This window comes from Crenobacter sp. CS_VA4, assembly GCF_055597485.1.
Genome location: NZ_JBVMAE010000010.1, coordinates 59,547 through 84,504, shown reverse-complemented (window position 1 = coordinate 84,504; position 24,958 = coordinate 59,547). Strand labels below are relative to the sequence as shown.

At 64.6% G+C, this 24,958-nt stretch carries 29 protein-coding genes; 19 read left to right on the top strand and 10 right to left on the bottom strand.

Annotation, left to right across the window (positions count from 1 at the left end; genetic code table 11):
* Positions 1–24: 24 nt before the first annotated feature.
* On the bottom strand, positions 25–564 hold the full coding sequence (locus ACZ2IA_RS11490; protein ID WP_470292719.1) for a MarR family winged helix-turn-helix transcriptional regulator: 540 nt from the start codon (positions 562–564) through the stop codon (positions 25–27).
* A 121-nt stretch (positions 565–685) separates the two neighbouring features.
* The gene (locus ACZ2IA_RS11485; RefSeq protein ID WP_470292718.1) at positions 686–1,183 is read right to left on the bottom strand and encodes a MarR family winged helix-turn-helix transcriptional regulator; all 498 of its coding nucleotides are present in this window, start codon (positions 1,181–1,183) and stop codon (positions 686–688) included.
* 322 nt (positions 1,184–1,505) lie between these two features.
* On the opposite strand from ACZ2IA_RS11485, the gene guaD reads away from it, so the two are divergent.
* Positions 1,506–2,810 (top strand): guanine deaminase, encoded by a 1,305-nt coding sequence (guaD, locus tag ACZ2IA_RS11480; RefSeq protein ID WP_470292717.1) that lies wholly within the window; start codon positions 1,506–1,508, stop codon positions 2,808–2,810.
* Between the two features lie 103 nt (positions 2,811–2,913).
* Here guaD and ACZ2IA_RS11475 read toward each other — a convergent pair whose 3' ends face one another.
* From ACZ2IA_RS11475 to ACZ2IA_RS11455, 5 genes are all read right to left on the bottom strand, one after another.
* Positions 2,914–4,203 carry an NCS2 family permease gene (locus ACZ2IA_RS11475; protein WP_470292716.1) on the bottom strand — a complete coding sequence of 430 codons (1,290 nt, stop codon included), beginning with the start codon at positions 4,201–4,203 and terminating at the stop codon, positions 2,914–2,916.
* A 170-nt stretch (positions 4,204–4,373) separates the two neighbouring features.
* Positions 4,374–4,880 carry an RDD family protein gene (locus ACZ2IA_RS11470; protein ID WP_470292715.1) on the bottom strand — a complete coding sequence of 169 codons (507 nt, stop codon included), beginning with the start codon at positions 4,878–4,880 and terminating at the stop codon, positions 4,374–4,376.
* Between the two features lie 8 nt (positions 4,881–4,888).
* On the bottom strand, positions 4,889–5,287 hold the full coding sequence (locus tag ACZ2IA_RS11465) for a DUF3106 domain-containing protein (RefSeq protein ID WP_470292714.1): 399 nt from the start codon (positions 5,285–5,287) through the stop codon (positions 4,889–4,891).
* Positions 5,253–5,630: a DUF3619 family protein gene (locus tag ACZ2IA_RS11460; protein ID WP_470292713.1), complete on the bottom strand. Its 378-nt coding sequence runs from the start codon at positions 5,628–5,630 to the stop codon at positions 5,253–5,255. The genes ACZ2IA_RS11465 and ACZ2IA_RS11460 overlap by 35 nt, the downstream gene beginning before the upstream one ends.
* On the bottom strand, positions 5,627–6,193 hold the full coding sequence (locus ACZ2IA_RS11455) for an RNA polymerase sigma factor (RefSeq protein ID WP_470292712.1): 567 nt from the start codon (positions 6,191–6,193) through the stop codon (positions 5,627–5,629). Before ACZ2IA_RS11455 ends, ACZ2IA_RS11460 begins: the two co-directional genes overlap by 4 nt.
* Positions 6,194–6,391: 198 nt before the next feature.
* Here ACZ2IA_RS11455 and ilvB point away from each other — a divergent pair, with 198 nt between their 5' ends.
* The 3 genes from ilvB (at position 6,392) to ilvC (ending at position 9,776) form a co-directional block, all read left to right on the top strand.
* On the top strand, positions 6,392–8,152 hold the full coding sequence (ilvB, locus tag ACZ2IA_RS11450) for a biosynthetic-type acetolactate synthase large subunit (RefSeq protein WP_470292711.1): 1,761 nt from the start codon (positions 6,392–6,394) through the stop codon (positions 8,150–8,152).
* 17 nt (positions 8,153–8,169) lie between these two features.
* A complete protein-coding gene (gene ilvN, locus ACZ2IA_RS11445; protein ID WP_289829260.1) occupies positions 8,170–8,661 on the top strand; it encodes an acetolactate synthase small subunit in 492 nt (163 codons plus the stop codon).
* Between the two features lie 98 nt (positions 8,662–8,759).
* On the top strand, positions 8,760–9,776 hold the full coding sequence (gene ilvC, locus ACZ2IA_RS11440; RefSeq protein WP_470292710.1) for a ketol-acid reductoisomerase: 1,017 nt from the start codon (positions 8,760–8,762) through the stop codon (positions 9,774–9,776).
* Positions 9,777–9,862: 86 nt separating this feature from the next.
* On the opposite strand, the gene asd is transcribed toward ilvC, so the two are convergent.
* The gene (gene asd, locus ACZ2IA_RS11435; RefSeq protein ID WP_470292709.1) at positions 9,863–10,702 is read right to left on the bottom strand and encodes an archaetidylserine decarboxylase; all 840 of its coding nucleotides are present in this window, start codon (positions 10,700–10,702) and stop codon (positions 9,863–9,865) included.
* A 396-nt stretch (positions 10,703–11,098) separates the two neighbouring features.
* On the opposite strand from asd, the gene pssA reads away from it, so the two are divergent.
* The 4 genes from pssA (at position 11,099) to ACZ2IA_RS11415 (ending at position 15,345) form a co-directional block, all read left to right on the top strand.
* A complete protein-coding gene (pssA, locus tag ACZ2IA_RS11430) occupies positions 11,099–11,872 on the top strand; it encodes a CDP-diacylglycerol--serine O-phosphatidyltransferase (protein ID WP_470292708.1) in 774 nt (257 codons plus the stop codon).
* 226 nt (positions 11,873–12,098) lie between these two features.
* A complete protein-coding gene (locus tag ACZ2IA_RS11425) occupies positions 12,099–13,889 on the top strand; it encodes a 2-isopropylmalate synthase (protein ID WP_470292707.1) in 1,791 nt (596 codons plus the stop codon).
* A gap of 169 nt (positions 13,890–14,058) precedes the next feature.
* On the top strand, positions 14,059–14,703 hold the full coding sequence (gene bioD / locus ACZ2IA_RS11420; RefSeq protein ID WP_470292706.1) for a dethiobiotin synthase: 645 nt from the start codon (positions 14,059–14,061) through the stop codon (positions 14,701–14,703).
* 69 nt (positions 14,704–14,772) lie between these two features.
* On the top strand, positions 14,773–15,345 hold the full coding sequence (locus tag ACZ2IA_RS11415; protein WP_470292705.1) for a xanthine phosphoribosyltransferase: 573 nt from the start codon (positions 14,773–14,775) through the stop codon (positions 15,343–15,345).
* Between the two features lie 69 nt (positions 15,346–15,414).
* Here ACZ2IA_RS11415 and ACZ2IA_RS11410 read toward each other — a convergent pair whose 3' ends face one another.
* Entirely contained in the window at positions 15,415–15,735 is a 321-nt protein-coding gene (locus ACZ2IA_RS11410; RefSeq protein WP_470292704.1) for a hypothetical protein, read from the bottom strand.
* Between the two features lie 254 nt (positions 15,736–15,989).
* On the opposite strand from ACZ2IA_RS11410, the gene coxB reads away from it, so the two are divergent.
* From coxB to ACZ2IA_RS11380, 6 genes are all read left to right on the top strand, one after another.
* Positions 15,990–17,108 (top strand): cytochrome c oxidase subunit II, encoded by a 1,119-nt coding sequence (coxB, locus tag ACZ2IA_RS11405; RefSeq protein ID WP_470292703.1) that lies wholly within the window; start codon positions 15,990–15,992, stop codon positions 17,106–17,108.
* Between the two features lie 17 nt (positions 17,109–17,125).
* Complete coding sequence (ctaD, locus tag ACZ2IA_RS11400; protein ID WP_470292702.1) at positions 17,126–18,754, top strand: cytochrome c oxidase subunit I; 1,629 nt, start codon at positions 17,126–17,128, stop codon at positions 18,752–18,754.
* Positions 18,755–18,764: 10 nt separating this feature from the next.
* Positions 18,765–19,307 (top strand): cytochrome c oxidase assembly protein, encoded by a 543-nt coding sequence (locus ACZ2IA_RS11395; protein ID WP_470292701.1) that lies wholly within the window; start codon positions 18,765–18,767, stop codon positions 19,305–19,307.
* Positions 19,304–19,483: a DUF2970 domain-containing protein gene (locus ACZ2IA_RS11390; protein ID WP_470292700.1), complete on the top strand. Its 180-nt coding sequence runs from the start codon at positions 19,304–19,306 to the stop codon at positions 19,481–19,483. Before ACZ2IA_RS11395 ends, ACZ2IA_RS11390 begins: the two co-directional genes overlap by 4 nt.
* Positions 19,484–19,538: 55 nt before the next feature.
* Positions 19,539–19,955: a hemerythrin domain-containing protein gene (locus ACZ2IA_RS11385; protein WP_470292699.1), complete on the top strand. Its 417-nt coding sequence runs from the start codon at positions 19,539–19,541 to the stop codon at positions 19,953–19,955.
* 138 nt (positions 19,956–20,093) lie between these two features.
* Positions 20,094–20,951 carry a cytochrome c oxidase subunit 3 gene (locus ACZ2IA_RS11380; protein WP_470292698.1) on the top strand — a complete coding sequence of 286 codons (858 nt, stop codon included), beginning with the start codon at positions 20,094–20,096 and terminating at the stop codon, positions 20,949–20,951.
* Positions 20,952–20,960: 9 nt separating this feature from the next.
* Here the strand turns inward: ACZ2IA_RS11380 and ACZ2IA_RS11375 are convergent, their stop codons facing one another.
* The gene (locus tag ACZ2IA_RS11375; protein WP_470292697.1) at positions 20,961–21,158 is read right to left on the bottom strand and encodes a DUF2909 family protein; all 198 of its coding nucleotides are present in this window, start codon (positions 21,156–21,158) and stop codon (positions 20,961–20,963) included.
* Between ACZ2IA_RS11375 and ACZ2IA_RS11370 the strand changes: the two genes are divergently transcribed.
* From ACZ2IA_RS11370 to ACZ2IA_RS11350, 5 genes are read left to right on the top strand one after another with little or no spacing between them, the layout of a single operon-like run.
* On the top strand, positions 21,157–21,855 hold the full coding sequence (locus tag ACZ2IA_RS11370; protein ID WP_470292696.1) for an SURF1 family protein: 699 nt from the start codon (positions 21,157–21,159) through the stop codon (positions 21,853–21,855). The two genes, ACZ2IA_RS11375 and ACZ2IA_RS11370, sit on opposite strands and share 2 nt — an antisense overlap.
* Complete coding sequence (locus tag ACZ2IA_RS11365; protein ID WP_470292695.1) at positions 21,848–22,360, top strand: redox-active disulfide-containing membrane protein; 513 nt, start codon at positions 21,848–21,850, stop codon at positions 22,358–22,360. Before ACZ2IA_RS11370 ends, ACZ2IA_RS11365 begins: the two co-directional genes overlap by 8 nt.
* A 45-nt stretch (positions 22,361–22,405) precedes the next feature.
* Positions 22,406–23,458, top strand: coding sequence for a COX15/CtaA family protein (locus ACZ2IA_RS11360; protein ID WP_470292694.1), 1,053 nt, complete (start codon positions 22,406–22,408; stop codon positions 23,456–23,458).
* Positions 23,458–24,357 (top strand): heme o synthase, encoded by a 900-nt coding sequence (gene cyoE, locus ACZ2IA_RS11355; RefSeq protein ID WP_470292693.1) that lies wholly within the window; start codon positions 23,458–23,460, stop codon positions 24,355–24,357. The genes ACZ2IA_RS11360 and cyoE overlap by 1 nt, the downstream gene beginning before the upstream one ends.
* A complete protein-coding gene (locus tag ACZ2IA_RS11350; RefSeq protein ID WP_470292692.1) occupies positions 24,358–24,948 on the top strand; it encodes an SCO family protein in 591 nt (196 codons plus the stop codon). It begins immediately after the preceding gene.
* Positions 24,949–24,958 lie beyond the last annotated feature (10 nt).

Here is a 24,958-nt window from a genome sequence, read left to right as displayed (position 1 = left end):
GGGCGGGGCCCGGCTCGGCGGCGCTCAGCGCCCGGCCACCGCCGGCTCGTGGATCAGCAACAGCCGTCTGAGCAGCTCGGCGAGTCGTGCCCGCTCGGCGGCGGACAGCGGCGCCAGCAGCGCGTGTTCGGTGGCGAGGTGGCGCTCGGCGGCGGCGTCGACCACCGCCAGGCCTTTCTCGGTCAGCTCGATCAACACGCCGCGCCTATCGTCCGGGTCGGGTCGGCGTGCCACCAGGGCGGCCGCCTCGAGTCGGGCGATTCGGTTGGACAGGCCGCCGGCGGTGATCAGTACCTGGGTACGCAGTTGCTGCGGGGTCTGCCGGTACGGTGCGCCGCTGCGGCGCAGCGCGGCGATCACGCCGAATTCGCCGACCGACAGGCCGAACTCGCTCAGCCGTTCGAGCAGCCGCCGGCTCATGAAGTACTCGAGCCTGACCAGTCGGCCGACCACTTCGGTGCTCGAGCAGTCGAGGCCGGGCAGCTCGCGTCGCCAGTGGGCGATCAGCGTGTCGACCATGTCGCTGTCGGCCGGCACCGAGTGGAAGGGGAATGCCTCGTTCATCGTGGAGTTCTCTGCTGCGGTCGCCTGACTGGGGCCGTTCCCGCGGCGGCCCGAGCACTATCGTCCAGGCGCGACAAAGCCGGGTCACCCGGCTGGGTCGACCCGGCTATCGGGTCGTGACTCAGCCCTCGTGGCTGATCAGCAGCTTGCGCAGCAGCGCGGCCAGCTGCACGCGTTCTTCCGCGTTCAGCGGAGTCAGCAGCTCGGCCTCGGCGGCCAAGTGATGCTCGGACGCGTCGTCGGCGACCGACAGGCCGCGCTCGGTCAGCCGCACGATCACGCCGCGACGGTCGTTCGGGTCCGGGTGGCGGGTGACCAGGCCGGCCGCTTCGAGGCGGTTGATCCGGTTGGTCAGGCCGCCGGACGAGATCAGCACCATGCCCTGCAGTTGGTTCGGCGACAGCTCGTACGGCTCGCCGGCGCGACGCAGAGCGGCGATCACGTCAAATTCGCCGACGTTCAGCTGGTGGCGGGCCAGATCGGTGAGCACACGACGGGTGATGAAATATTCGAGGCGGACAATGCGTCCGATGACTTCGGTACTGGAAGGGTCCAGGTCCGGGCGGACCTCACGCCAGCGGGTGACGATGTGGTCGACGCCATCTGTTCTGTTCGGCATGGCTCTCTGACTGCTTGGGGTTCTTGGGTGGGAAAGCGCTATTTAAAGCACATCGGAACGCTTTAGCAATAGATAAATTATTTAGCCTAAAGCATCTTCATAACGCACAATTAAATCTAAAGAATTTTGATGTGAAGTAATAACTCGTGGCATGCTTCGGGTGGAGACTGCTTCCACCGACGGCGCACACTCCTCGTCGAGAAATTCGCTGTGTTACCAAGGCGGTAGCGAGCAGCCGAGCCGGACTCGAACGCTACGTCGATCCAGCGGTGGAGGCGGGGCGACCCCGCCAACTATGACAAGACGCAACAAGGAGCAAAAAATGCAAACTGCGATTCGCGGCGCGATGCTGACCTTCAAGGACGATCCGTTCCAGCGCGACCTGAAAGACTGCATGGTCTACGAGTCCGACGCGCTGATCGTGATGGAGGACGGCAAGATCACCGCAGTGGGCAAGGCGAGCGACCTGATCGGCACCCTGCCGGCCGGGGTGAACGTCACCGAGTACAAGAACAGCATCATCGTGCCGGGCTTCATCGACAGCCACGTGCACTACCCGCAAACCCAGATCATCGGCGCCTACGGCGAGCAGCTGCTCGACTGGCTCAACAACTACACCTTCATCGCCGAACAGCAGTTCGCCCAGAAGGAGCACGCCACCGAGGTGGCCGAGGTGTTCCTGCGCGAGCAGCTGAAGAACGGCGTCACCAGCGCCACCGTCTACTGTACCGTCTACCCGCAGTCGGTCGACGCGTTCTTCGAGGTGGCCAGCCGCTACAATATGCGCGTGCAGGCCGGCAAGATCTGCATGGACCGCTTCGCGCCGGACGCGCTGCTCGACACCCCGCAGCGCGCCTACGACGAATCGGCGGCGCTCGCCAAGAAATGGCACGGCAACGGCCGTAACGAATACGTGATCACCCCGCGCTTCGCGCCGACCTCGACGCCGGAGCAGCTCGAGATGGTCGGCCAGCTGGCCCGCGACTTCCCGACCGCGCTGATCCAGTCGCACGTGTCCGAGAACGTCAGCGAAGTCGAATGGGTCAAGTCGCTGTACCCGGAATGCGGCAGCTACACCGGCGTCTACCACAAGTATGGCCTGATGCGCGAACGCGCCATCTACGGCCACGGCATCCACCTGACCGACGAAGAGCTGGAAATCTTCGCCGACACCAAGTCGGCCGTCGCGCACTGCCCGACGTCCAACTTCTTCCTCGGCTCCGGCGCGTTCAACGTCAAGAAGGCCAAGGACCCGAGCCGCCCGATCCGCGTCGGTCTGGCCACCGACCTCGGCGCCGGCACCAGCTTCTCGATGCTGCAGACGCTGAACGAGGCGTACAAGGCGGCGCAGCTGAACGGCAACCCGCTGTCGGCCGGCCACGCCTTCTACCTGGCCAGCCGCGGCACCGCCGAGGCGCTCGGCCTCGAGGACAAGATCGGCACAATCGCCCCGGGCTTCGAGGCCGACCTGGCGGTGATCGACCTGCACAGCACGCCGATCATCGACTACCGGATGAAGTACTGCAAAGACCTCGAGGAGGCGCTGTTCATCCAGATGACCATGGGCGACGACCGCGCGATCGCCGCCACCTACGTGGCCGGCAACAAGGTGTACGGTCGCGATTGAGCGGTGCGCCGGCCAGCATGGCGGCGTGGAGGCAAAGAAACGGGCACGCCACGGCGTGCCCGTTTTCATGGTTCGGTCAACCTTCCAGGTTGGCCGAACCGCTTTACAGGAACAGGTAGCGCATCAGGAACAGCGCCGCGACCACGACGATCGGCAGACTCAGGGCGCGGCGCTGGCCGGTCAGTAGCTTCACCAGCACGTAGCCGATCGCGCCGAAGGCTATGCCGTCCGAGATCGAGAAGGTGAACGCCATCACCACCACGCAGGTGACCGCGGGCGCCGCCTCGCTGATGTCGTCCCAGTCGAGGTCGGCGAGGCTCTTCAGCATCAGGATCGCGACGAACAGCAGCGCCGGCGCGGTGGCGTGCGCCGGGATCATCGCCGCCAGCGGCGCGAAGAACAGGCTGGCGAGAAACAGCGCAGCGATCACCACCGCGGTCAGCCCGGTGCGCCCGCCGGCGGCGATGCCGGTGGTGCTCTCGATGTACGAGGTGGTGCTCGAGGTGCCCAACAGCGCCCCGGCGCTGATCGCGGTCGAGTCGGCCAGCAGCGCGCGCTTCAGCCGCGGCAGCTTGCCGTCAGCATCGAGAAAGCCGCCGCGGCTGGCGATGGCGATCAGCGTGCCCGAGGTCTCGAACAGGCTCATCAGGAAGAACGACAGCACCACGCCAAGCACCGCACCGTCGAGCGCCCCGGCGATGTCGGCCTTGAACAGGGTCGGCGCGAGCGACGGCGGCGCCGACACCAGGCCCTGGTACGGCGTCAGGCCGAGCGCAATCGACGCCGCGGTCACCGCCAGGATGCCGATCAGGATGGGGCCCGGTACGCCGCGCTTGTCGAGCACCACCATCAGCAGGAAGCCGGCCATCGCCAGCAAGGCCGGCGCCGCCTTGATGTGGCCGATCGCGACCAGGGTGTCCGGGTTGGCGGTGACGATGCCGGCCTGGTGCAGCGCGACCAGCGCAACGAACAGGCCGACCCCGGCCGAGATCGAATGCTTCAGGCTCGCCGGGATCGCGTTGACGAACCACTCGCGCACTTTGAAGGTGCTGACCAGGATGAACAGCAGGCCGGACAGGAACACCGCGCCGAGCGCGACCTCCCAGGACAGGCCCATGCCCTTGACCAGGCCGAAGGCGAAGAAGGCGTTGATGCCCATGCCCGGTGCCTGGCCGATCGGGTAGTTGGCCACGAGGCCCATCAACAGGCTGCCGATCGCGGCGGCGAGGCAGGTGGCGACGAAGGCGGCACCGTGGTCGATGCCGGCGGCCGCCAGGATGTCGGGGTTGACGAACAGGATCGCCGACATGGTCAGGAAGGTGGTCAGACCGGCGAGCAACTCGGTGCGCACGGTGGTGCCGTTCGCCGACAGCGAAAACAGTTTTTCCAGCATGGGGGACTCGGAGACGGTGGATCTGACGGGCGGCCCGCGCCGGCGGCCGGAGGAGGCACGCCGTGGAGCCGGCCCGCGCTCAAGCGATGCAGGCCATTATAGCGAAGAGCCCCGCCATGCCGATCGGATGGGGAGGGGTGACCGGTCGGAGCTTGGCTTGGCCGATCGGCTCAGCTGGTTTTGACCCGCACCAGTCGGGTGCCGGCCAGGCGGTCGTGCAGGAACTGCTTTTCCGGGTCGAAGTAGGCGAAGCCGAGCGGTACGATCCACCACAAGAGCGCGGCGGTCATCGCCGTCTTGCCGGCGCCGAGCTCGGCAGCGAAGCCCTTGTACGCCAACAGCGGCGCGCCGACGAACAGTGCCAGCGCGACCACGAAGCGCAGCGCGGCGCGGCGCCAGTTAAGCGGCGCACCGTGCGCGCCGATCAGCTTCAGCTTCCAGGTCTTCATCGCCACCGTCTGGCCGGAGCGGGTCCAGGCGTAGCCGAAGTAGCCGAACAGCAGCAGCGCCTGCCAGAGCTGCTGGCCCAGATCGACCAGCGGCGAGTGGCCGAGCCAGGCGATCAGCGGGGTATAGACGGCGCTGGCGGCCAGCAGTACCGCGGCGACCAGCAGCAGCTCGTAGAGCAGACTGGCGAGGCGGCGCCACCCGCCGGGAAAGAGGTAGGTTTCGCTCATCGGACGAGTCAGTGGTGGGGGGAAGACAGGGTGCGCAGCCGGCTGAACGCGGCGGCCCGCTCGTCGGGCGACAATTCTTGCAGTCGGCGCCAGTTGGCACGCGCCTCGTCCTGCTGCTGCGGGGTGAGCTCGGACCAGCCCTTCAGCCGCGCCTGCAGACGCTGGCGCTGCACGGTGTCGAGGCCCTGATAATCGTCGACCAGATTGAGCATCTGCTGCTTCTTGGCCGGCGAGAACCGGTCCCAGTCGCGCGCCAGCGGTGCCAGCGCGGTCTGCTCTTCGGCCGACAGCTGCGCCCAGTCCGGCGGCGTCGACGGCGAGGCGAAGGCGATCAGCGGGGCGGCGATCAGGCCGGCCAGCAGCGGGCGGTACTTACTTGCCAATCGCACGGCTGAACGTCGGCTCAAGGAACGCCTCCAGCGGTAGTTCGTTCGACAACAGTGACGCTTCGGTCGGGCTCTCGTCGACGGTGAGCCGGCCTTCGGCCAACCACAGCGAGCTGGCCAGCGCCAGCAGGCCGACCAGGGCGGCGCTGCCGCGGCGCACCAGCCGGGCGTGGTGGCTCAGCCAGATGCCGGCGGTTTCGGTGAAGCGGGCCGGCTCGTCGGCGCGCGCATCGTAACGCGCCAGCGCCGCCTGGCGGGCACTTTTCAGCCTTTCCTGCTGACGCAGCGTCAGCGCGTCGGTCGGTGCGTCCAGCGCGCGGGTCAGTTGGTTAGGCAAATGGTCATCGTGAACGTCATGATTCATAACGAGACTCCCTTCTGCTGCAGGATGGCGGCCAGGGTATGGGTGGCGCGGGAACAATGGGTCTTCACGCTGCCTTGCGAGCAGCCCATCACCGCGGCCGTTTCCGCCACGTCCAGTCCCTCCCAATAACGCAGCAGGAACGCCTCGCGTTGACGGTTGGGTAACAGCGAGATCGCGCCCTCGATCAGCTGGGCGGTTTCCTTGCGCGCCAGCCATACTTCAGGGTTGGTCTGCGTCTCGTCCGAGGCGACATTCAATACTTCGAGCGGGTCGAGGCCGTCGTCTTCCTGGCGGGTCGGGATCAGCGAGGAGAACAGCGTGATGAAGAAGCGCCGCACTTTGCTGCGCCGGTAGAAGTCGCGGATGGTGTTCTGCAGGATGCGTTGAAACAGCAATGGCAATTCCGCCGCCGGCGCGTGTGCGTAACGGTCGGCCAGTTTCATCATCGAGTCCTGGACTATGTCGAGGGCATTACCCTCGTCCTGGACCGCGTAGAGCGCCTGTTTGAAGGCACGACGTTCCACCGACTGGAGAAAGTCGGCCATTTCCTTGCGGGATGCCATTTGACTAGCAATTTCAATGCCAACGGGCCATGGTAACAAACCCGTCGGCACACGGATAGGCCTGCGCAAGAACTTGGATTTTCAGGGGTTTGGCGGGGTTTTGCGCGTGCACAAAAGCGCTTGACCGAACTTTCACAGATACGCTAAGTTCAATCTCATAACATTGGGATGTAACACATATTAAATCAAGAGGCAAAGATGCAGATATCGGGCGCGGAAATCGTTGTCCGCAGTCTCCGGGAAGAGGGCGTTGAATTCGTCTTCGGCTACCCTGGCGGTGCGGTACTCGAAATATACGATGCCATCTTCAAGCAAGATGCGTTCAAACACGTGCTGGTGCGGCACGAGCAGGCCGCGGTGCACGCCGCCGACGCCTACTCGCGCTCCAGCGACAAGGTCGGCGTCGCGCTGGTGACCTCGGGTCCTGGCGCGACCAATGCTTTGACCGGCATTGCCACCGCCTACCTCGACTCGATCCCGCTGGTGGTGATCTCCGGCCAGGTCGGCACCCCGGCCATCGGCCTGGACGCCTTCCAGGAGGTCGACATGATCGGCATGTCGCGGCCGTGCGTGAAACACAACTTCCTGGTCAAGGACATCGCCGAGCTGGCGTCGACGATCAAGAAGGCGTTCTACATCGCCAAGACCGGCCGTCCCGGCCCGGTGGTGGTCGACATTCCGAAGGACGTGCAGCAGACCTTGTCCGAGTTCCACTACCCGGACAGCGTCAACATCCGCTCCTACACCCCGGTGACCCGCGGCCATCCCGGCCAGATCAAGAAGGCGGTCAGTCTGCTCGCCGAGGCGAAGCGGCCGTTCGTCTACGTCGGCGGTGGCGCGGTGCTCGGCAACGCGTCGGACGAAGTGCGCGAGCTGGTGCGGTCCCTGGGCCTGCCGTGTACCAACACCCTGATGGGCCTCGGCGCCTATCCGGGCACCGACCCGCAGTTCGTCGGCATGCTCGGCATGCACGGCACCTACGAAGCCAATATGGCGATGCAGAACTGCGACGTGCTGCTCGCGATCGGCGCGCGCTTCGACGACCGCGTGATCAGCGTGCCGGCCAAGTTCACCGCGGTGCCGAAGAAGATCATCCATATCGATGTCGACCCGTCGTCGATCGCCAAGCGCGTCAAGGTGGACATCCCGATCGTCGGCGACGTGAAGCTGGTGCTGCGCGAGATGCTCGAGGTGCTGAAGGCGACCGGCGCCAAGCCGGCCGCCGAGCCGCTGGCCGCCTGGTGGCGCCAGATCGACGCCTGGCGTGCGCCGAACTCGCTGCGCTACGAGCCGAGTGACGAGATCATCAAGCCGCAGTACGTGGTCGAAACGCTGTACGAGGTGACCGGCGGCAAGGCGATCATCACCTCCGACGTCGGCCAGCACCAGATGTGGGCGGCGCAGTACTACAAGTTCGACCGCCCCAAGCAGTGGCTCAACTCCGGCGGCCTCGGTACCATGGGCGTCGGCCTGCCGTACGCGATGGGCGCGCAGCTGGCCAACCCGAACGCGCAGGTGGCGTGCATCACCGGTGAAGCGTCGATCCAGATGAATATCCAGGAGCTGTCGACCTGTCACCAGTACCATATCCCGGTCAAGCTGGTGAACCTGAACAACCGTTACCTCGGCATGGTGCGGCAGTGGCAGGAGATCTTCTACGGCAACCGCTATTCCGAGTCGTACATGGACGCGCTGCCGGACTTCGTGAAGTTGGCCGAAGCGTACGGCCACGTCGGCTTCAAGGTGGAAAAACCGTCCGACGTCGAGCCGGTGCTGCGCGAAGCGTTCGGTCCCAAGCTGAAAGAACGACTGGTGTTCCTCGACTTCCTGACCGACCAGTCGGAAAACGTCTTCCCGATGGTGGGCAACGGCAAGGGTCTGGACGAAATGGACCTGCCGCCGCATATGCGCGAAGCGCAAGCGACCGAGTCCGACCGTGACTACGGCAACCTGTGCTGATCGAGGACGGCCTGAACATGCGACACATTCTTTCCATTTTGCTTGAAAACGAAGCGGGCGCCTTGTCCCGCGTCGTGGGCCTGTTTTCGGCCCGAGGTTACAACATCGATTCGCTGACCGTGTCCACCACCGAGGATGCGACACTGTCACGCATGACCATCGTCACCCATGGCTCCGACGATGTGATCGAACAGATCACCAAGCAGCTCAACAAGCTGATCGAGGTGGTCAAGGTGATCGACCTGAACGAGTCCGAGCATATCGAGCGCGAACTGATGCTGATCAAGGTGCGCGCCACCGGCAAGGACCGTGAAGAGATGAAGCGGATGGCCGATATTTTCCGCGGCCGCATCATCGACGTGACCGAGAAGACCTACACCCTCGAGCTCACCGGCACCAGCGACAAGCTCAACGCCTTTATCGAGGCGGTCGACCGTACAGTGATCCTGGAAACGGTCCGTACTGGTGCATCGGGGATCGGTCGCGGCGAGCGGATTCTGAAAATCTGAGTCGTCGGCGGCGGGCAGGGGCTCGCCGAACAGCCGTAACGCATTGCAAACTTGGGCGCCGCCCGGCGGTGGCGCCCCGAAATATATAGGGAAACATCATGAAGGTTTTTTACGACAAAGACGCTGACCTCTCGATCATCAAGGGCAAGAAGGTCGCCATCATCGGTTACGGCTCGCAAGGCCATGCTCACGCGCAGAACCTGAAAGAGTCCGGCGTCGACGTCGTAGTCGGTCTGCGCAAGGAAGGCGCCTCGTGGAAGAAGGCGGAAGGCGCCGGCCACCAGGTGAAGGAAGTCGCCGAGGCGGTGAAGAACGCCGACGTGGTGATGATCCTGCTGCCGGACGAGTCGCAGCCGGACGTGTACAAGGCCGAGATCGAGCCGAACATCAAGCAGGGCGCCGCGCTGGCGTTCGCGCACGGCTTCAACGTGCACTACAACCAGATCGTGCCGCGCGCCGACCTCGACGTGATCATGATCGCCCCGAAAGGCCCGGGCCACACCGTGCGCTCCGAGTACCTGAAGGGCGGCGGCGTGCCGACGCTGATCGCAGTCTACCAAGACCAGTCGGGCAAGGCGCGCGACGTGGCGCTGTCGTACGCGGCAGCCAACGGCGGCACCAAGGGCGGCGTGATCGAGACCAACTTCCGCGAAGAAACCGAGACCGACCTGTTCGGCGAACAGGCGGTACTGTGCGGTGGCGCGGTCGAGCTGGTGAAAGCCGGTTTCGAAACCCTGACCGAAGCCGGTTACGCTCCGGAAATGGCCTACTTCGAGTGTCTGCACGAGCTGAAGCTGATCGTCGACCTGATGTACGAAGGCGGCATCGCCAACATGAACTACTCGATCTCGAACAACGCCGAATACGGCGAGTACGTGACCGGCCCGGAAGTGGTGACCTCGGCCACCAAGGAAGCGATGAAGAAGGCGCTGTACCGCATCCAGTCGGGTGAGTACGCCAAGATGTTCATCCTGGAAGGCAAGACCAACTACCCGTCTATGACCGCACGCCGTCGTCTGAATGCCGAGCACCCGATCGAGAAGGTCGGTAACGAACTGCGCGCGATGATGCCGTGGATCGCCAAGAACAAGCTGGTCGACCAGTCGAAGAACTAAGCCCGCGCCGCGGGAATGCAAAAAGCCGGGAGGTTCTCCCGGCTTTTTTTACGGCGCGATGTCTCAGAGCATTGCCGCGCTGCGGCTCAGTTGGCCATCGCCTCGCCCATGCGCACCGCGCGTGCCGGCGCCCAGTCGGCATTGAACTGCAGCGGCCCCCGCGGGAACAGCAGTACCACGGTCGAGCCGAGCAGGAAGCGCCCCATCTCCTCGCCCTGTTTCAGCGAAATGTTCTGATCGCGATAGTCCCAATGACGCACGCTGGCGCTGCGCGGCGGGTTGATCACGCCGTGCCACACCGTCTCCATGCTGCCGACGATGGTGGCGCCGACCAGCACCAGGGCGAACGGCCCGTGCGGCGAGTCAAAGTGGCAGACCACGCGTTCGTTGCGTGCGAACAGGCCATCGACTCCGCGGGCGGTGGCCGGGTTGACCGAGTACAGTTCGCCCGGCACATAGCTCATCTGCAGCAGGCGCCCGTCGCACGGCATGTGGATGCGGTGATAGTCGCGCGGGCTGAGGTAGATGGTGGCGAACAGGCCGTCGTCGAATTGGTGCGCCAGCGCAGCGTCGCAGGCCAGCAATGCGCCGCTGCTGTAAGACTTGCCCTTGGCCTGGAAGATCTGGTTGCGCTCGATGCGGCCGAACTGACTGATCGCGCCGTCCACCGGGCAGACCAGCTGTGCCGCCGCCAGAGGGCGCACGCCGGGCTGCAGCGCGCGGGTAAAGAATTCATTGAAGCTGGCGTAGGCGCTGGGCTCGCGCGTCGCCGCCTCCGCCATGTCAACGCCGTAGCGGGCGATGAAGCGGCGTATCATCCACTGCGTCAGCGCGCCGGCGCGCCGGCGCGCGACAAAGCCGAACAGGCGAGTGATTAGGAGCTTGGGCAGCAGGTGCTGCAGCCGGACGAAGAGGCGCTCGGACAAGGGCGGTTCCCTAGGGTTCGGTCAAAACGGCAAATTATAGCCTATCCGCCTGCCGGCCGCGCTGGGCGCACTGGAGCGGCGGACGAGGTGTTGCACGCCCGACGCGCCGCTCGCGTTACAATAGTTGGCTAAGAACCTGTTCACGATCTTTTTGCGGCTGCGGCCGAGCACGATCGGATGCGGTGCGAGAAGAGAGTCCCGCCGCAGTGTCATTCACTGCAAGGGGCGAACGACGACGCAATGCGCCGGTCGTGCCCGGCCCCGAAGGGCCGGCCGGGCAAACGACCCAGATGGCCGTTTGGCGGGCCAGCGCAGTCCGTAAAAAGATCGTGAACAGGTTCATTGATACCAACCGCAACGGTGCCGTGGCGCCGTTGTCTTCTGCGGAAAGTGAAGATGCAGACTCCTGACTCCCTCAGACCGGAAAAGCCGACGCTCCGGCGCCAGGGCATTTACCTGCTCCCCAATCTGTTCACCCTGGCCGCGCTGTTTGCAGGCTTCTACGGTGTGGTGCAGGCGATGAACAACAAGTTCGAGGTGGCGGCGGTGGCGGTGTTCCTGGCGATGATCCTCGACGGTCTGGACGGCCGGGTGGCGCGCCTGACGCACAGCCAGAGCGCCTTCGGCGCCGAATTCGACAGCCTCTCCGACATGGTCAGCTTCGGCGTCGCGCCGGCACTGATCGCCTACGAGTGGATGCTGAAGGACATGGGCAAGCTCGGCTGGATGGTGGCGTTCCTCTATTGCGCCTGCGCGGCGCTGCGGCTGGCGCGCTTCAATACCATGCTCGGCACCGCCGACAAGCGCTGGTTCACCGGCCTGCCCAGCCCGGCCGCCGCGGCGCTGGTGGCGGGCCTGGTGTGGATCTGCCACGCCTATCAGTACACCGACCTGCCTTATCTCAACTGGATCACGCTGTGCTTCACCGCGTTTGCCGGCATCTCGATGGTGGTGAATGTGCGGTTCTGGAGCTTCAAGGAGATCCACGTGCGTCGCAAGGTGCCGTTCGTGGCGCTGTTGGTGGTGGTGGTCGGCATCCTGTTGATCGTCTCCGAGCCGCCCTTGGTGCTGTTCGGCTTCTTCGTCGGCTACGGCTTGTCCGGCTACGTGATGGCGCTGCTCGGCCGGGGGCGCAAGGACAAGCAGCCGCCCGAGCAGCCGGCGGCCTGAGCCATTCGGTTCACCCCATCCCCGAAAGGGCGGCGCAAGCCGCCCTTTTTTGCGTCCGACGCCGACTGCAGAGCGGCGTTTCTGGCAAAATATCGGACTAAATGTCTAATTTTTGCATATTGGACACGGTTTTTACATCGAAATATCGAAAATCACGCCAGGCGTGGTTGACGCGATGTCCGATTTTTCTCTATGCTCGATCCCACTGACTAGACAAGGGTGTGGCATGCAACTCGACATCGAACGGCTGATCGCGGATTTCGGCGGCCCGGGCAAACTGGCCGACGAGCTGAATCGCGTCTTTCCCGATGATCCGGTGTCCCGCGCCGCCATCTACAAGTGGCGCGAACGCGGCAGTCTGCCCTTGGCGCAATTGAATAAGTTGGCCCTGCTCGCTGCAGGCGCCGGCAGATCGTTTAATTTCAACGATTATTTGGTCGGCGCGACCCGATCGGGACAGGGAGAGAAATCAATCATGAGCGAACGCTTGTACATCTTCGACACCACCTTGCGCGACGGCGAACAGAGCCCGGGCGCGTCGATGACCAAGGAAGAAAAAATCCGCATCGCGCGCCAACTGGAGAAGCTCGGCGTCGACATCATCGAGGCGGGCTTCGCCGCGGCGAGCCCGGGCGATGCCGACGCGATCCGCGCGATTGCCGAAGTGATCAAGGAATCGACCGTCTGTAGCCTGGCGCGCGCCAACGAGCGCGACATCCGTGCCGCCGGCGAGGCGATTCGCCCGGCCGCGCGCGGCCGGATCCACACCTTCATCGCCACCAGCCCGATCCACATGGAGCACAAGCTGCGCATGAGCCCGGACGAGGTGGTCGACGCGGCGGTGAAGGCGGTGAAGCTGGCGCGCGAGTACACCGACGACGTCGAATTCTCGGCCGAAGACGCCTTGCGTTCCGACATCGACTTCCTCGCCCGGATCTTCGGTGAGGTGATCAAGGCCGGCGCCACCACCCTCAACGTGCCGGACACGGTCGGCTACGCGGTGCCGCAGAGGACCGAGGCGTTCTTCCGCGAGTTGATCGCCAAGACCCCGGGCGGCGACCAGGTGGTCTGGTCGGCGCACTGCCACAACGACCTGGGCATGGCGGTCGCCAACTCGCTCGCCGCGGTTTTGGGCGGCGCGCGCCAGGTCGAATGCACCATCAATGGCCTCGGCGAGCGCGCCGGCAACGCCGCGATGGAAGAGATCGTGATGGCGGTGAAGACCCGCCGTGACATCTTCAACGTTGACACCCGTATCGAAACCACCCAGATCGTGCCGGCGTCCAAGCTGGTGTCCACCGTCACCGGCTATCCGGTGCAGCCGAACAAGGCGATTGTCGGCGCCAACGCCTTCGCGCACGAGTCGGGCATCCACCAGGACGGCGTGCTCAAGCACCGCGAGACCTACGAGATCATGTCGGCCGAAAGCGTCGGCTGGAGCACCAACCGCCTGACCCTCGGCAAGCTGTCCGGCCGCAATGCCTTCCGCACCAAGCTGGGTGAGCTGGGCATTCATCTGGACAGCGAGGAAGCGCTGAACGCCGCGTTCGCCCGCTTCAAGGAACTGGCCGACAAGAAACGCGAGATCTTCGACGAAGACCTGCACGCGCTGGTGTCCGACGAAATGGTGTCGATCGGTCAGGAAGACTTCAACTTCGTGTCGCTGAAGATCAACACCGAGACCGGCGAACAGCCGCACGCCGAGATCGTGTTCGTCGAGCAGGGCGAGGAAAAGCGTGCGCAGTCGGTCGGCTCCGGCCCGGTCGACGCGACCTTCAAGGCGATCGAGAGCGTGGTGAACAGCGCCGCCGAACTCGAGCTGTACTCGGTCAACGCGGTGACCAAGGGCACCGAATCGCAGGGCGAGGTGACGGTACGGTTGTCGCGCGACGGCCGCATCGTGTCCGGCCAGGGCGCCGACACCGACGTGATCGTCGCCAGTGCCAAGGCTTACTTGTCGGCGCTCAACAAGCTGCACAGCCGCGCCGAGCGTCCCAATCCGCAAACCTCGGTGTAAGCGCGATCCGCGACACCCGAAAATTGCCGCCGCGGCGAGATCCGTCGCACCGGCTCCAGGCAGGCCCCACAAGGGCCTGCCTTTGTGCGTATCGGCGCCGGCTTGCCTCGCCGGGGGCTTTCGGCCAAGCTAGCCGACCCGTATCGCCGCATTCAGGAGCAAGCGCACCATGGCCCAGGGTTATTTCATCACCGGTACCGACACCGAAATCGGCAAGACCTACTCGGCGGTCCGGCTGATCGAGCGCTGGCGGCGCGACGGACAGCGGGTGGTGGCGATGAAGCCGGTCGCCTCCGGTTGCGAGATCCTGCCCGACGGGCGCTGGGTCAATGACGACGTCGAGCGGCTGGTCGCGGCCAGCGGTCAGACCGACCGCGACGCGATGAATCCGTATCGTTTCCTGCCGGCGATCTCACCGCACATCGCCGCGCGTCAGGCCGGCGTCACCATCTCGCTCGACACGGTCAAGGCGCACTATCAAACGTTGGCCGAACAGGCCGACCTGGTGCTGGTGGAGGGGGCGGGCGGCTGGTTCGCGCCGCTGTCGGACACGCTGTTCATGCAAGAGCTGGCGCAGGCGCTCGGCCTGCCGGTGATCCTGGTGGTCGGAATGCGGCTCGGCTGCATCAACCACGCGCTGTTGACCGTGCAGGCGATCGAGGCGTCCGGCCTGCCGCTGGCCGGCTGGATCGCCAACCGGGTGGTGCCCGACCAGCCGGCCTACGCCGACAATCTGGCGACGCTGAAGGCGCACATCCGCGCCCCGCTGCTGCTGGAAATTCCTTTTGAAAAAGAGGCTTTACATAAAGATTAGTCGTCCGGCAGCCGTGGAATGGTTGCGTTACAATCCCGTGATTCAACCTCGAATCACGCCGCGCCCAGCATGGAACAGCTCAAGCACAAGATCCTGACCGAAGGTCGGCTTCTGGACGGTTTCGTCCTGAAGGTCGACAACTTTCTCAACCATCAGCTCGACGTCGAACTGCTCGACGCGATGGGCGAGGAGTTCGCCAAGCGCTTCGCCGGCGTGAAGATCGACAAGATCCTGACCATCGAAGCGTCCGGCATCGCGGTGGCGGCGATGGCGGCCCGCCACTTCGGCTACCCGCCGGTGGTGTTCGCCAAGAAGACCCAGAGCCTCAATCTCGATGCCGACGCGTTCGAGACCGAGGTGTACTCGTTCACCAAGCAGCAGGTGTACAAGGTGCGCGTGTCGCGCCGCTACCTGAAGCCGGGCGAACGGGTGCTGATCATCGACGACTTCCTCGCGCACGGCCACGCCACCCGCGGCCTGATCGACATCGTCAAGCAGGCGGGCGCCGAGCCGGCCGGCGTCGGCATCGTCATCGAGAAGGGCTTCCAGGGCGGCGGCAAGCTGATCCGCGACGCCGGGGTGCGTCTCGAGTCGCTGGCGGTGCTCAAGTCGATCGCCGACGGCAAGATCGAGTTCGCCTGACGCTGAGCGAGCTCCCCCAGAAACAACAACGGCACCCTCGGGTGCCGTTTTTGTGTGCTCGTCCATTTCTCAGTGCTGCAGCATTTCCCGGAACACCTCGCGACCCCCGACGGTACCGACGAACGGCGCGCCACTGCCGGCCGGCTTGTTGACGTCGCCGGTCATCACCGCCTGCTCGCCGCGCTGGGTCACGCCGCTGCAGTTGACGCTGCCGGCCTTCGGCTCGACCACCGTACATTGCAACAGTCCATTGAGCGGATAGCCCGCCTGTTCGAACCACTTGGCGCCGTAAGCGCCGGCGTAGGTGGCGTTGGTGCCCGACATCATGCTGGCACAGCCGGCCAATAGTCCGACGCCGGTGCCGACGATCGTCAAAAGACGTGCATTCATCGTTTTCTCCCGAGAGGAACGGACGGCCAGTGTACGACCGACCTCAACCGACCGGCAAAAGCGCCGGATGGTCATCTGCTGCATGGCAACATCATCGCCGCTTGTTTTATCGAGCTTAAAGCCTAGTATCAGAAAAGCTCGTCGTCATTAATGGGCGGATTAAGAGCCGCATGCAACATCGTCTCACGGTGTGCCGGCGGCTCAGTACGGTGGTCGGATTGGGCCCGGTTGGGCCCGCAAAGCGGGGGAAGCCCATGTCTTTTCTGCGATATTTCACGGTAGTGCTGGGTGCACTGGCGACCACGGCCGGTGCGGCCGAGCTCAATCTGCAGCCACCGGTCACCTCGATCGCCCGCGACGTCTACGACCTGCACACCCTGCTGCTAATCATCACCGGCGCGATCGCGGTGGTGGTGTTCGGCGTGATGTTCTACGCCATCATCCGCCACCGCAAGGCGGCCGGGCGCAGCGCCAAGCTGTTCCACGAAAACACCGCGGTCGAGATCATCTGGACCATCGTCCCATTCCTGATCCTGGTCGGCATGGCCTGGCCGGCCACCCGGACCGTGCTGGCGCAAAAGAGCACCCGCGGCGAGGACATGACGATCAAGGTCACCGGCTACCAGTGGAAGTGGCGCTACGACTACCTCGACGACAACTTCGGCTTCGTTAGCCACCTTGCCACGCCGCAGGCCGCGATCCAGGGCGTCGCCGCCAAGCCGGTCAACTATCTGCTGGAGGTCGACGAACCGCTGGTGGTGCCGACCGGCAAGAAGGTGAGGCTGCTGTTGACCGCCAACGACGTGATCCACTCCTGGTGGATGCCGGCGTTCGGCGTCAAGCAGGACGCCATTCCCGGTTTCGTGCGCGACAGCTGGTTCAAGGTCGACGCCCCGGGTACCTACCGTGGCCAGTGCTCCGAGCTGTGCGGCAAGGACCACGGCTACATGCCGATCGTGGTGATCGCCAAGACCCCGGCCGAGTACGACAAATGGTTGGCCGAAAAGAAAAAGGTGGCGGCGTCCGCGGCAGACGACCCGAACAAGATCTGGAAGCTCGACGACCTGAAGGCGCGCGGCGAGAAGGTCTACCAGCAGAACTGCATCCCCTGTCATCAGGCCACCGGCAAGGGCATCCCAGGCTCCTTCCCGGCGCTCGACGGCTCCAAGATCGTCACCACCGACAAGGCGGCGCACATCCATATCGTGCTCAACGGCAGCCAGAAGAACCCGGCGATGGCAGCGTGGGGCAAGCAACTAACGGATACCGACATCGCCGCGGTGATTACCTACGAGCGTAATAGCTGGAGCAATCATACCGGCGAAGTGATCCAGCCCAGGGACGTCAAGGCTGCCCGTGGCGGCAAGGTTTAAGGCTTAGGAGCGACCAGATGGCAACCGTTACCGATACCCAGCACGCCCCACACTCGCACGGCAAGCCGTCAGGGCTGTCGCGCTGGCTGACCGCCACCAACCACAAGGACATCGGCACGCTCTACCTGTGGTTCAGCTTCACGATGTTCCTGTCGGGCGGGGTGATGGCGCTTTGCATCCGCGCCGAACTGTTTAGCCCTGGCCTGCAGTTCTTCCAGCCCGAGCTGTTCAACCAGTTCACCACGCTGCACGGCCTGGTCATGGTGTTTGGCGCGATCATGCCGGCGTTCACCGGGCTCGCCAACTGGATGCTGCCCTTGATGATCGGCGCGCCGGACATGGCGTTCGCGCGGATGAACAACTGGAGCTTCTGGCTGTTGCCGCCGGCGGCACTGCTGTTGTTGGTGTCGTTCGCGGTACCTGGTGGTGCCGCGGCGGCCGGCTGGACGCTGTACGCGCCCTTGTCGACGCAGATGGGCATGGGCATGGACATGACCATCTTCGCGATCCACATCATGGGGATTAGCTCGATCATGGGCTCGATCAACATCATCGTCACCATCCTCAACCTGCGCGCGCCGGGGATGACGCTGATGAAGATGCCGATGTTCGCCTGGGCGACGCTGATCACCGCCTACCTGATCATCGCGGTGATGCCGGTGCTGGCCGGTGCGGTGACCATGGTGCTGACCGACCGTCACTTCGGTACCCATTTCTTCAACGCGGCCGGTGGCGGCGACCCGATCCTCTACCAGCACGTGTTCTGGTTCTTCGGCCACCCCGAGGTGTACATCATGGCGCTGCCGGCGTTCGGCATCGTCAGCCACGTGATCCCGACCTTCGCGCGCAAGCCCCTGTTCGGCTACACCTCGATGGTGTACGCAACCAGCTCGATCGGCATCCTGTCGTTCATGGTCTGGGCGCACCACATGTTCGCCACCGGCATGCCGGCCACCGCGCAGCTGTTCTTCATGTACGCGACGATGCTGATCGCCGTGCCGACCGGGGTGAAGGTGTTCAACTGGATCGCCACGATGTGGGGAGGCGCTATGACCTTCGAGACACCGATGCTGTTCGCGATCGGTTTCATCATGCTGTTCACCATCGGTGGTCTGTCCGGGGTGACGCTGTCGGTGGCCGCTGTCGATATCGCGCTGCACGCCAGCTACTACGTGGTGGCGCACTTCCACTACGTGCTGGTGGCCGGCGCGCTGTTCAGCCTGTTCGCGGCGATCTATTACTGGTTCCCGAAGATGACCGGCAAGATGTACAACGAACGGCTCGGCAAGCTGCACTTCTGGTGGTCGATGATCTGGTTCAACGTCACCTTCTTCCCGATGCACTTCCTGGGCCTTGCCGGCATGCCGCGCCGGATTCCCGACTACGCGCTGCAGTTCACCACCTTCAACGAGATTGCCAGCATCGGCGCCTTCTGTTTCGGCCTCGGCCAGCTGATCTTCCTCTACAACATGCTGGTGTCGATCAAGAATGGCGATCCGGCGCCGCAAAAGCCCTGGGAAGGTGCCGACACGCTGGAATGGCAGATCCCGACCCCGGCGCCGTACCACAGCTTTGCCGAGGCGCCGGAGCTGGAGGTGGCCGAGAACGGCGCGATCCGCGCCATGAAGGGTGGCAAGCACCACTGAGGTCACGGTCATGGACGGCAGCCAGCATTCGGCCAACCTGCTTTTGCTAAGGAAACTCGCGGTCATTGCGCTGTTGATGTTCGGTTTCGCCTGGGCGCTGGTGCCGATGTACCGGGTGATCTGCGAGGTGACCGGGCTCAACCAGGTGGCGGTGGCCGACACCGTACCGGCCCGGGCCGGCGAAGTGGCCGGCGGCGCCGAGGTGGCGATGACCTTCGACTCGATGGTGCAGGCAGGCCTGCCCTGGCAGGTGCGGCCGCTGACGCAACACCTTAAGGCGAAAACCGGCGAGTTCATCCGGGTTGATTACGAGATTACCAACGCGTCGAACCGGCGCGTGGTCGGCCAGGCGATCCCGCGTTACCTGCCGGCCGCAGCCGGCGAGTACGTGAAGAAGCTCGACTGCTTCTGCTTTCGCCAGCAGAGCTTCGAGCCGGGGCAGACCAAGCGCTTCCCGGTGGTGTTCGTGATCGACCCGAAGATGCCGCGCGACATCGGCACGATCACGCTGGCGTACACGATCTTCGACGTGCCGGGGCAGGGAGGGTCATGAAGCTCTTGGCCGGGGTGAAGGCAGTATTGGCGGCATTTTTCGGTGTGCGCCGCAAGACAGAGGCAGAACGTGACAGCAGCTTGTCGGTGCCGCAGCTGATCGTGACCACAATCGTGATCGCGGTCTGTCTGCTTGGGGTGTTGTACTGGTTGGCCAGTAGCTTGGCCGAACCGTAGTGACAGAGTTAGTCGTGGCCGTTAGGTGACTTTCCAACCAGCTAAGGAGATCTTCATGGACATGAGCTCGTTTTATCAAGAACACGCAGACTTGGCGGCAATTGTCACCAAGCTGCGTGGGCACTTAACTACGATCAATATGGGCAGCAGTGAATCCGCCTCGGCAATAGCCGCCGATCTGATGCAATTGAGCACCAAACTCACCATTCATCTCGGCAAGGAAGACCTGTTCCTTTACCCGAAGCTGATCAAGTCAGCCGGGCCAGCAAAAGCCTTGGCCGAATCGTTCCAACGAGAAATGGGGAGCCTGACAGAGACGTATACGGCCTTCAAGTTACGCTGGGGAACGGCACAGAGAATCGCCGCAGAACCTGACGTGTTCCTACGAGAAGCCAAAGCGGTGATTCAAGCGCTAGAAGTCAGGATCAAACGCGAGAACACCGAGTTATATAAGGCGGCAGAGAAAGTCTAACTCGGCGTGTTTGACATCTCCGGTCGTCTACTTCGGCGAAAGTCGCTCCAGCAGACCGCCAAAAGCCGCCTGTCGTCCGCTGAATTTCGATGTTAGCTACCACGGCACGGGGCAGCGATCCTCAATAAGGACCAAGCGATGATGGAATCCACCGAACAAAACCACTACTTCGTGCCTTCGCCGTCGCGCTGGCCGCTGGTCGGCTCGGTCGCGCTGTTCTGCCTGGGGCTGGGCGCGGCGTTGACCGTCAACAGCCTGCCGGCCGGCAAGCTCCTGCTGGCGCTCGGTTTCGCGATCCTGCTCTGGATGCTGTTCGGCTGGTTCGGCGACGTGATCCGCGAAAGCCTCAACGGCGTCTATCACGGCAAGGAGGACATGTCGTTCCGCTGGGGGATGGGCTGGTTCATTTTTTCCGAGGTGATGTTCTTCGCCGCCTTCTTCGGTGCGCTGTTCTACGTGCGAACCATCTCGGTGCCGGAGCTGGGCGACATGACGCACAAGTTGCTCTATCCGGACTTTGCCGCGGTCTGGCCGCTGTCCACCGGGCCGGGCATCACCCAGCACTACGAAGCGGTCGCCGCCTGGGGGCTGCCGGCGATCAACACACTGCTGCTGCTCACGTCCGGCGCCACGGTGACCTGGGCGCACTGGGGGCTGATCCGTGGCCGCCGCAGCCAGCTGGCGATCGGACTACTGATGACCGTGCTGCTCGGAGCGAGCTTCCTGACGCTGCAGTTCGTCGAGTATCACCACGCGCTGACCGAACTCAACCTGACGCTCGCCGCCGGCGCCTACGGCATGACCTTCTACATGCTGACCGGTTTTCACGGCCTGCACGTGCTGCTCGGCACCATCATCCTGTTCGTAGTGTTGCTGCGGGTGTTGCGCGGCCACTTCGACGAGCACAACCACTTCGCCTTCGAGGCGGCCGCCTGGTACTGGCACTTCGTCGACGTGGTCTGGCTGTTGCTGTTCGTGTTCGTGTACTGGTTGTGACGTGCTCGCCTACAGGGCGTGGGGATGCCACCAGCCGAGCCAGCCGCCGATGAGCAGCAGCAGGAACAAGCCGAGCGACAAGCCGATGCGCAGCGTCAGCGACCGGACCGCGCGGGTCGAACCCGGGCCGCCCTTGAGTACGCCGGTCAACCCCCAGAACAACGCCAGCACGATGGCAAACAGCATGACCATGACGAACAATTTCATGACTTCTCCCGATGAGGTCTTGTCCCAGTCTAGACCGGCGCGCTCCGCGTGGCTTATCTGGCTGTTGCTGCTGATCGCCCTCTTGCCGTTTGTGCTGGCGGTGTGGCAGTGGCAGCGCGGTCAAGAGCGCGCCGCGGCGCTGGCGGCGTTCGATCAGGTAGCCCGTCACGGCGCTCTGACTTTAGCCGAGTTGCCGTTGGACGCCGAGCCGGGCTGGCAGCCGGTCTGGCTGCGTGGCCAAGCGGTGGGGCCGGCCATCCTACTCAACAACGTCTACCGTGACGATCAACCCGGCGTGCGGGTGATCCAGGCGATGCGGTTGCCCGACAACAGTGCCGTGCTGGTCGAGCGCGGCTGGTTGCCGACCGGACAGGTTACCGAGCCTCTGCCGCCGCTGGCTGGCGAGCTGACCGGTCGCTGGCTGCCGCTGCCGCAGCATTTCACCCTGCCGGGCGCGGTGCGTGGCGTGGCAGGGCGGGTCGACGTGCTCGACACCGTCGAGCTCGCGACCCGGCTCGGCGTGCCGCTGCGGCAGGGCCTGGTGGCCTTGCCCCAGGCCGAACCGCCTCTCTTGGCCCTGCCTAGCCGGCCGCCGTTCAGTCCGCAGCGCCACTACGCGTACGCCCTGCAGTGGCTATTGCTCGGCGCTTGCCTGTGCGCGGCCGCCATCGTCTTGTGGAGACGTCGCCATGACTAAGCAACGACGCACCCGCTTCAAGCTCGCGCTGATGGCGCTGTTATGCGTCAGCCCGGTGCTGGCATCCTGGGGACTCTATCGCAGTGGCTGGGTCGAAGGCGGCCGCAGCTACGGCCAGCTGCTGCCGACCGAGCCGTTCGCTGCCAGCCAGGCGCCCGGCTGGCCACGGCAGCGCTGGGCGCTGGTCAGCGTCGAACCGGCCGCGTGCGACGCCGCTTGTCGGCAGCGCCGGTTTGTCTTGAAACAGATCCAGACCGCGCAGGGCGAGGCGGCCGACCGGCTGGTGCGGGTGAGACTGCAGTCCGCCGTACTGGTGGACAAGGATAAGGAGGATGGCGTGGTGACGCTGGTGAGTGGCGGCTTGGATCGCTTGGCCGAACGCCCCGGCTACTACCTGGTCGACCCGCTCGGCAATCAGGTGATGTTCTACCCGGATTCGGCCGACCCGACCCGGGTGATACGCGAGCTGACGCGGGTGCTGAAAACCAATAACGGGCTGGGTTGACTCACCGATCGGCGCAAGGTCGTGGTCTTGGGCAAAGGGGGGGATATGAAACGCTGGATCGGCTTGGCTTTTCTGCTGGCACTGCTGGTGGTGCCTCTCGGTGCTTACGTTCGGCTGTCGCACGCCGGGCTCGGCTGCCCTGACTGGCCGGGCTGTTACGGCCAGCTTTCACCGGCGCACGCCGCGACCCCGATCAGCGCGGCGATGAGCGCCGATCCGGGGGGGGCGGTCAGTTTCGCCAAGGCGTGGAAGGAAATGATCCACCGTTACGCGGCCAGCACGCTGGGATTGTTGATCGTGGTGATCGCACTGCTCGCGTTCCGCCGCCGGCAGCAGCGGCTGGCGGCCGGTTTCCTGCTCGGCGCGGTGGTGCTGCAGGGGCTGCTCGGCATGTGGACGGTGACGCTGCTGCTCAAGCCGGCGATCGTCACGGCCCACCTGCTCGGCGGCATGACCATCGTCGCGACGCTCGGCTGGCTGGCCCTGTCCGACCGACTGGCCCGTATCGAGGTGCCCCGCACGGTGCAACGCACCGGCTGGGTGCTGCTGGCCCTGGTGGTCGGCCAGATACTGCTCGGCGGCTGGACTTCGGCGAATTATGCGGCGCTGGCCTGCCAGGGATTCCCGAGCTGCAACGGCGAAATGGTGCCGACGCTGCGCTTCGATCACGCCTTTCATCTCTTCCGCGAATTGGGCGAGACCCCGGATGGCGCGCCGCTCGATCCTGCCAACCTGATCACCATCCACTGGCTGCACCGGCTCGGCGCGCTGATGGTGTCGCTGGCGCTGCTCCGCTATCTGTGGCTAGGCTGGCGAGTGGTGTCGTTGCGCCCGCGGCTGGTGCTACTGGGGCTGGTGTGGGTCGTACAGATCGCGCTGGGGGTCACCAATGTGCTCGCCTACCTGCCGTTGCCGATCGCGGTGGCGCATAACGCCGGCGCGATGCTGTTGCTGACGGTCAGTCTGCTGCTTGTCGGCCGCACGGTAAAGCAGCCGGGCGCGGCCAGGGCGCCGCGCTGGCAGGGCGGGGGGCTGGGTAACCATCGGGGGCGATCCGCGGGATGGGGGCTGGGCCGTTGGCCGAAAGGAGAGGCGTGATGAGCAGCCTGACGACACAACTGACGCAACAGCATGTCCGTGCGCTGTGGCAACTGGCCAAGCCGCGGGTGGTGAGCCTGATCGTGTTCTGTGCGGTGATCGGCATGTTCCTGGCATCGCCGGGTCTGCCCGACTGGCGCGTGGTGGTGCCGGCGACGCTCGGCATCGCGCTGGTGGCCGGCTCGGCGGCGATGATCAATTGCCTGGTCGAACGCACCATCGACGCCCGGATGCGCCGTACCGCCTGGCGCGCCAGCGCGCGCGGCGAGCTGGACGCCGCCGAGATCCTGATCGTCGCGCTGACCGCCGGCGGGCTCGGCATGGCGCTCTTGGTGGCACTGGTGAACGTGCTGACCGCCTGGCTGACGCTAGGCACCTTCGTCGGTTACGCCATCGTCTATACCCTGCTGCTCAAGCCGAACACCCCGCAGAATATCGTCATCGGCGGCGCCAGCGGCGCGATGCCGCCGGTGCTCGGCTGGGCGGCGGTCAGCGGCGAGATCGGCGCGACCGCGCTGGTGCTGTTCCTGATCATCTATACCTGGACGCCACCGCACTTCTGGGCGCTGGCGCTGTACCGGCGCGACGATTACCGCGCCGCCGGCTTGCCGATGTTGCCGGTGACGCACGGCGAGCGTTTCACCACCCTGTCGGTACTGCTCTACACCTGGCTGCTGGCGGCGGTGACGCTGCTGCCGGTCGCGCTGGGCGAGGCCGGCTGGGTGTATCTCACGCTGGGGCTTGGGCTGAATGCCCGGTTCCTTTACCTTGCTGGCCGTCTGCATCGCCAGTATGCTGATGCTTTGGCACGGCGCACCTTCCTTTGGTCGATTTGGTACCTGACCTGGCTGTTCACCGCCCTGCTGCTCGATCACTACCTCTATTTTTCCGTCAGCTGAATGTTCGCTTTTTTCCGCTTGCTGGTGGCTGGCCTCGTGCTGGCCGGCCTGGTCGCTTGTGCGCCGTCAAAACCGGAGCCGTTGCCGTTCAAGGGCACGGACATCACCGGCGTGGACTTCGGCGGCAACTTTACCCTGACCGATCAGGGTGGCAAACCGCGTTCGCTGGCCGACTTCAAGGGGCGCGCGGTAGCGCTGTTCTTCGGCTACACCCACTGCCCCGACGTCTGCCCGACCACGATGCTGGAGTTCGCCAATGCGATGAAGTTGCTCGGCGGCAAGGCGGGCCAAGTGCAGGTGCTGTTTGTGACCGTCGACCCCGAACGCGACACGCCGACAGTGTTGGCCGGCTACGTGCCGCACTTCGACCCGCGCTTTGTCGGGCTGACCGGTTCGCCTGCCGAAGTGGACAAAGTGACGGCGCAATTCAAGGTGGTGGCGAAGAAGCAGGCGGGCGCAGCGGGGAGCTACACCGTCGACCACAGCGCCGGCAGCTACCTGTTCGACCGAGAGGGGCAACTCAGGGCGTACGAGCCCTACGGCGCCACCGCCGGGCAACTTGCCAATGATCTTCAACTGCTGTTGCGCTAAACTGTCCGCC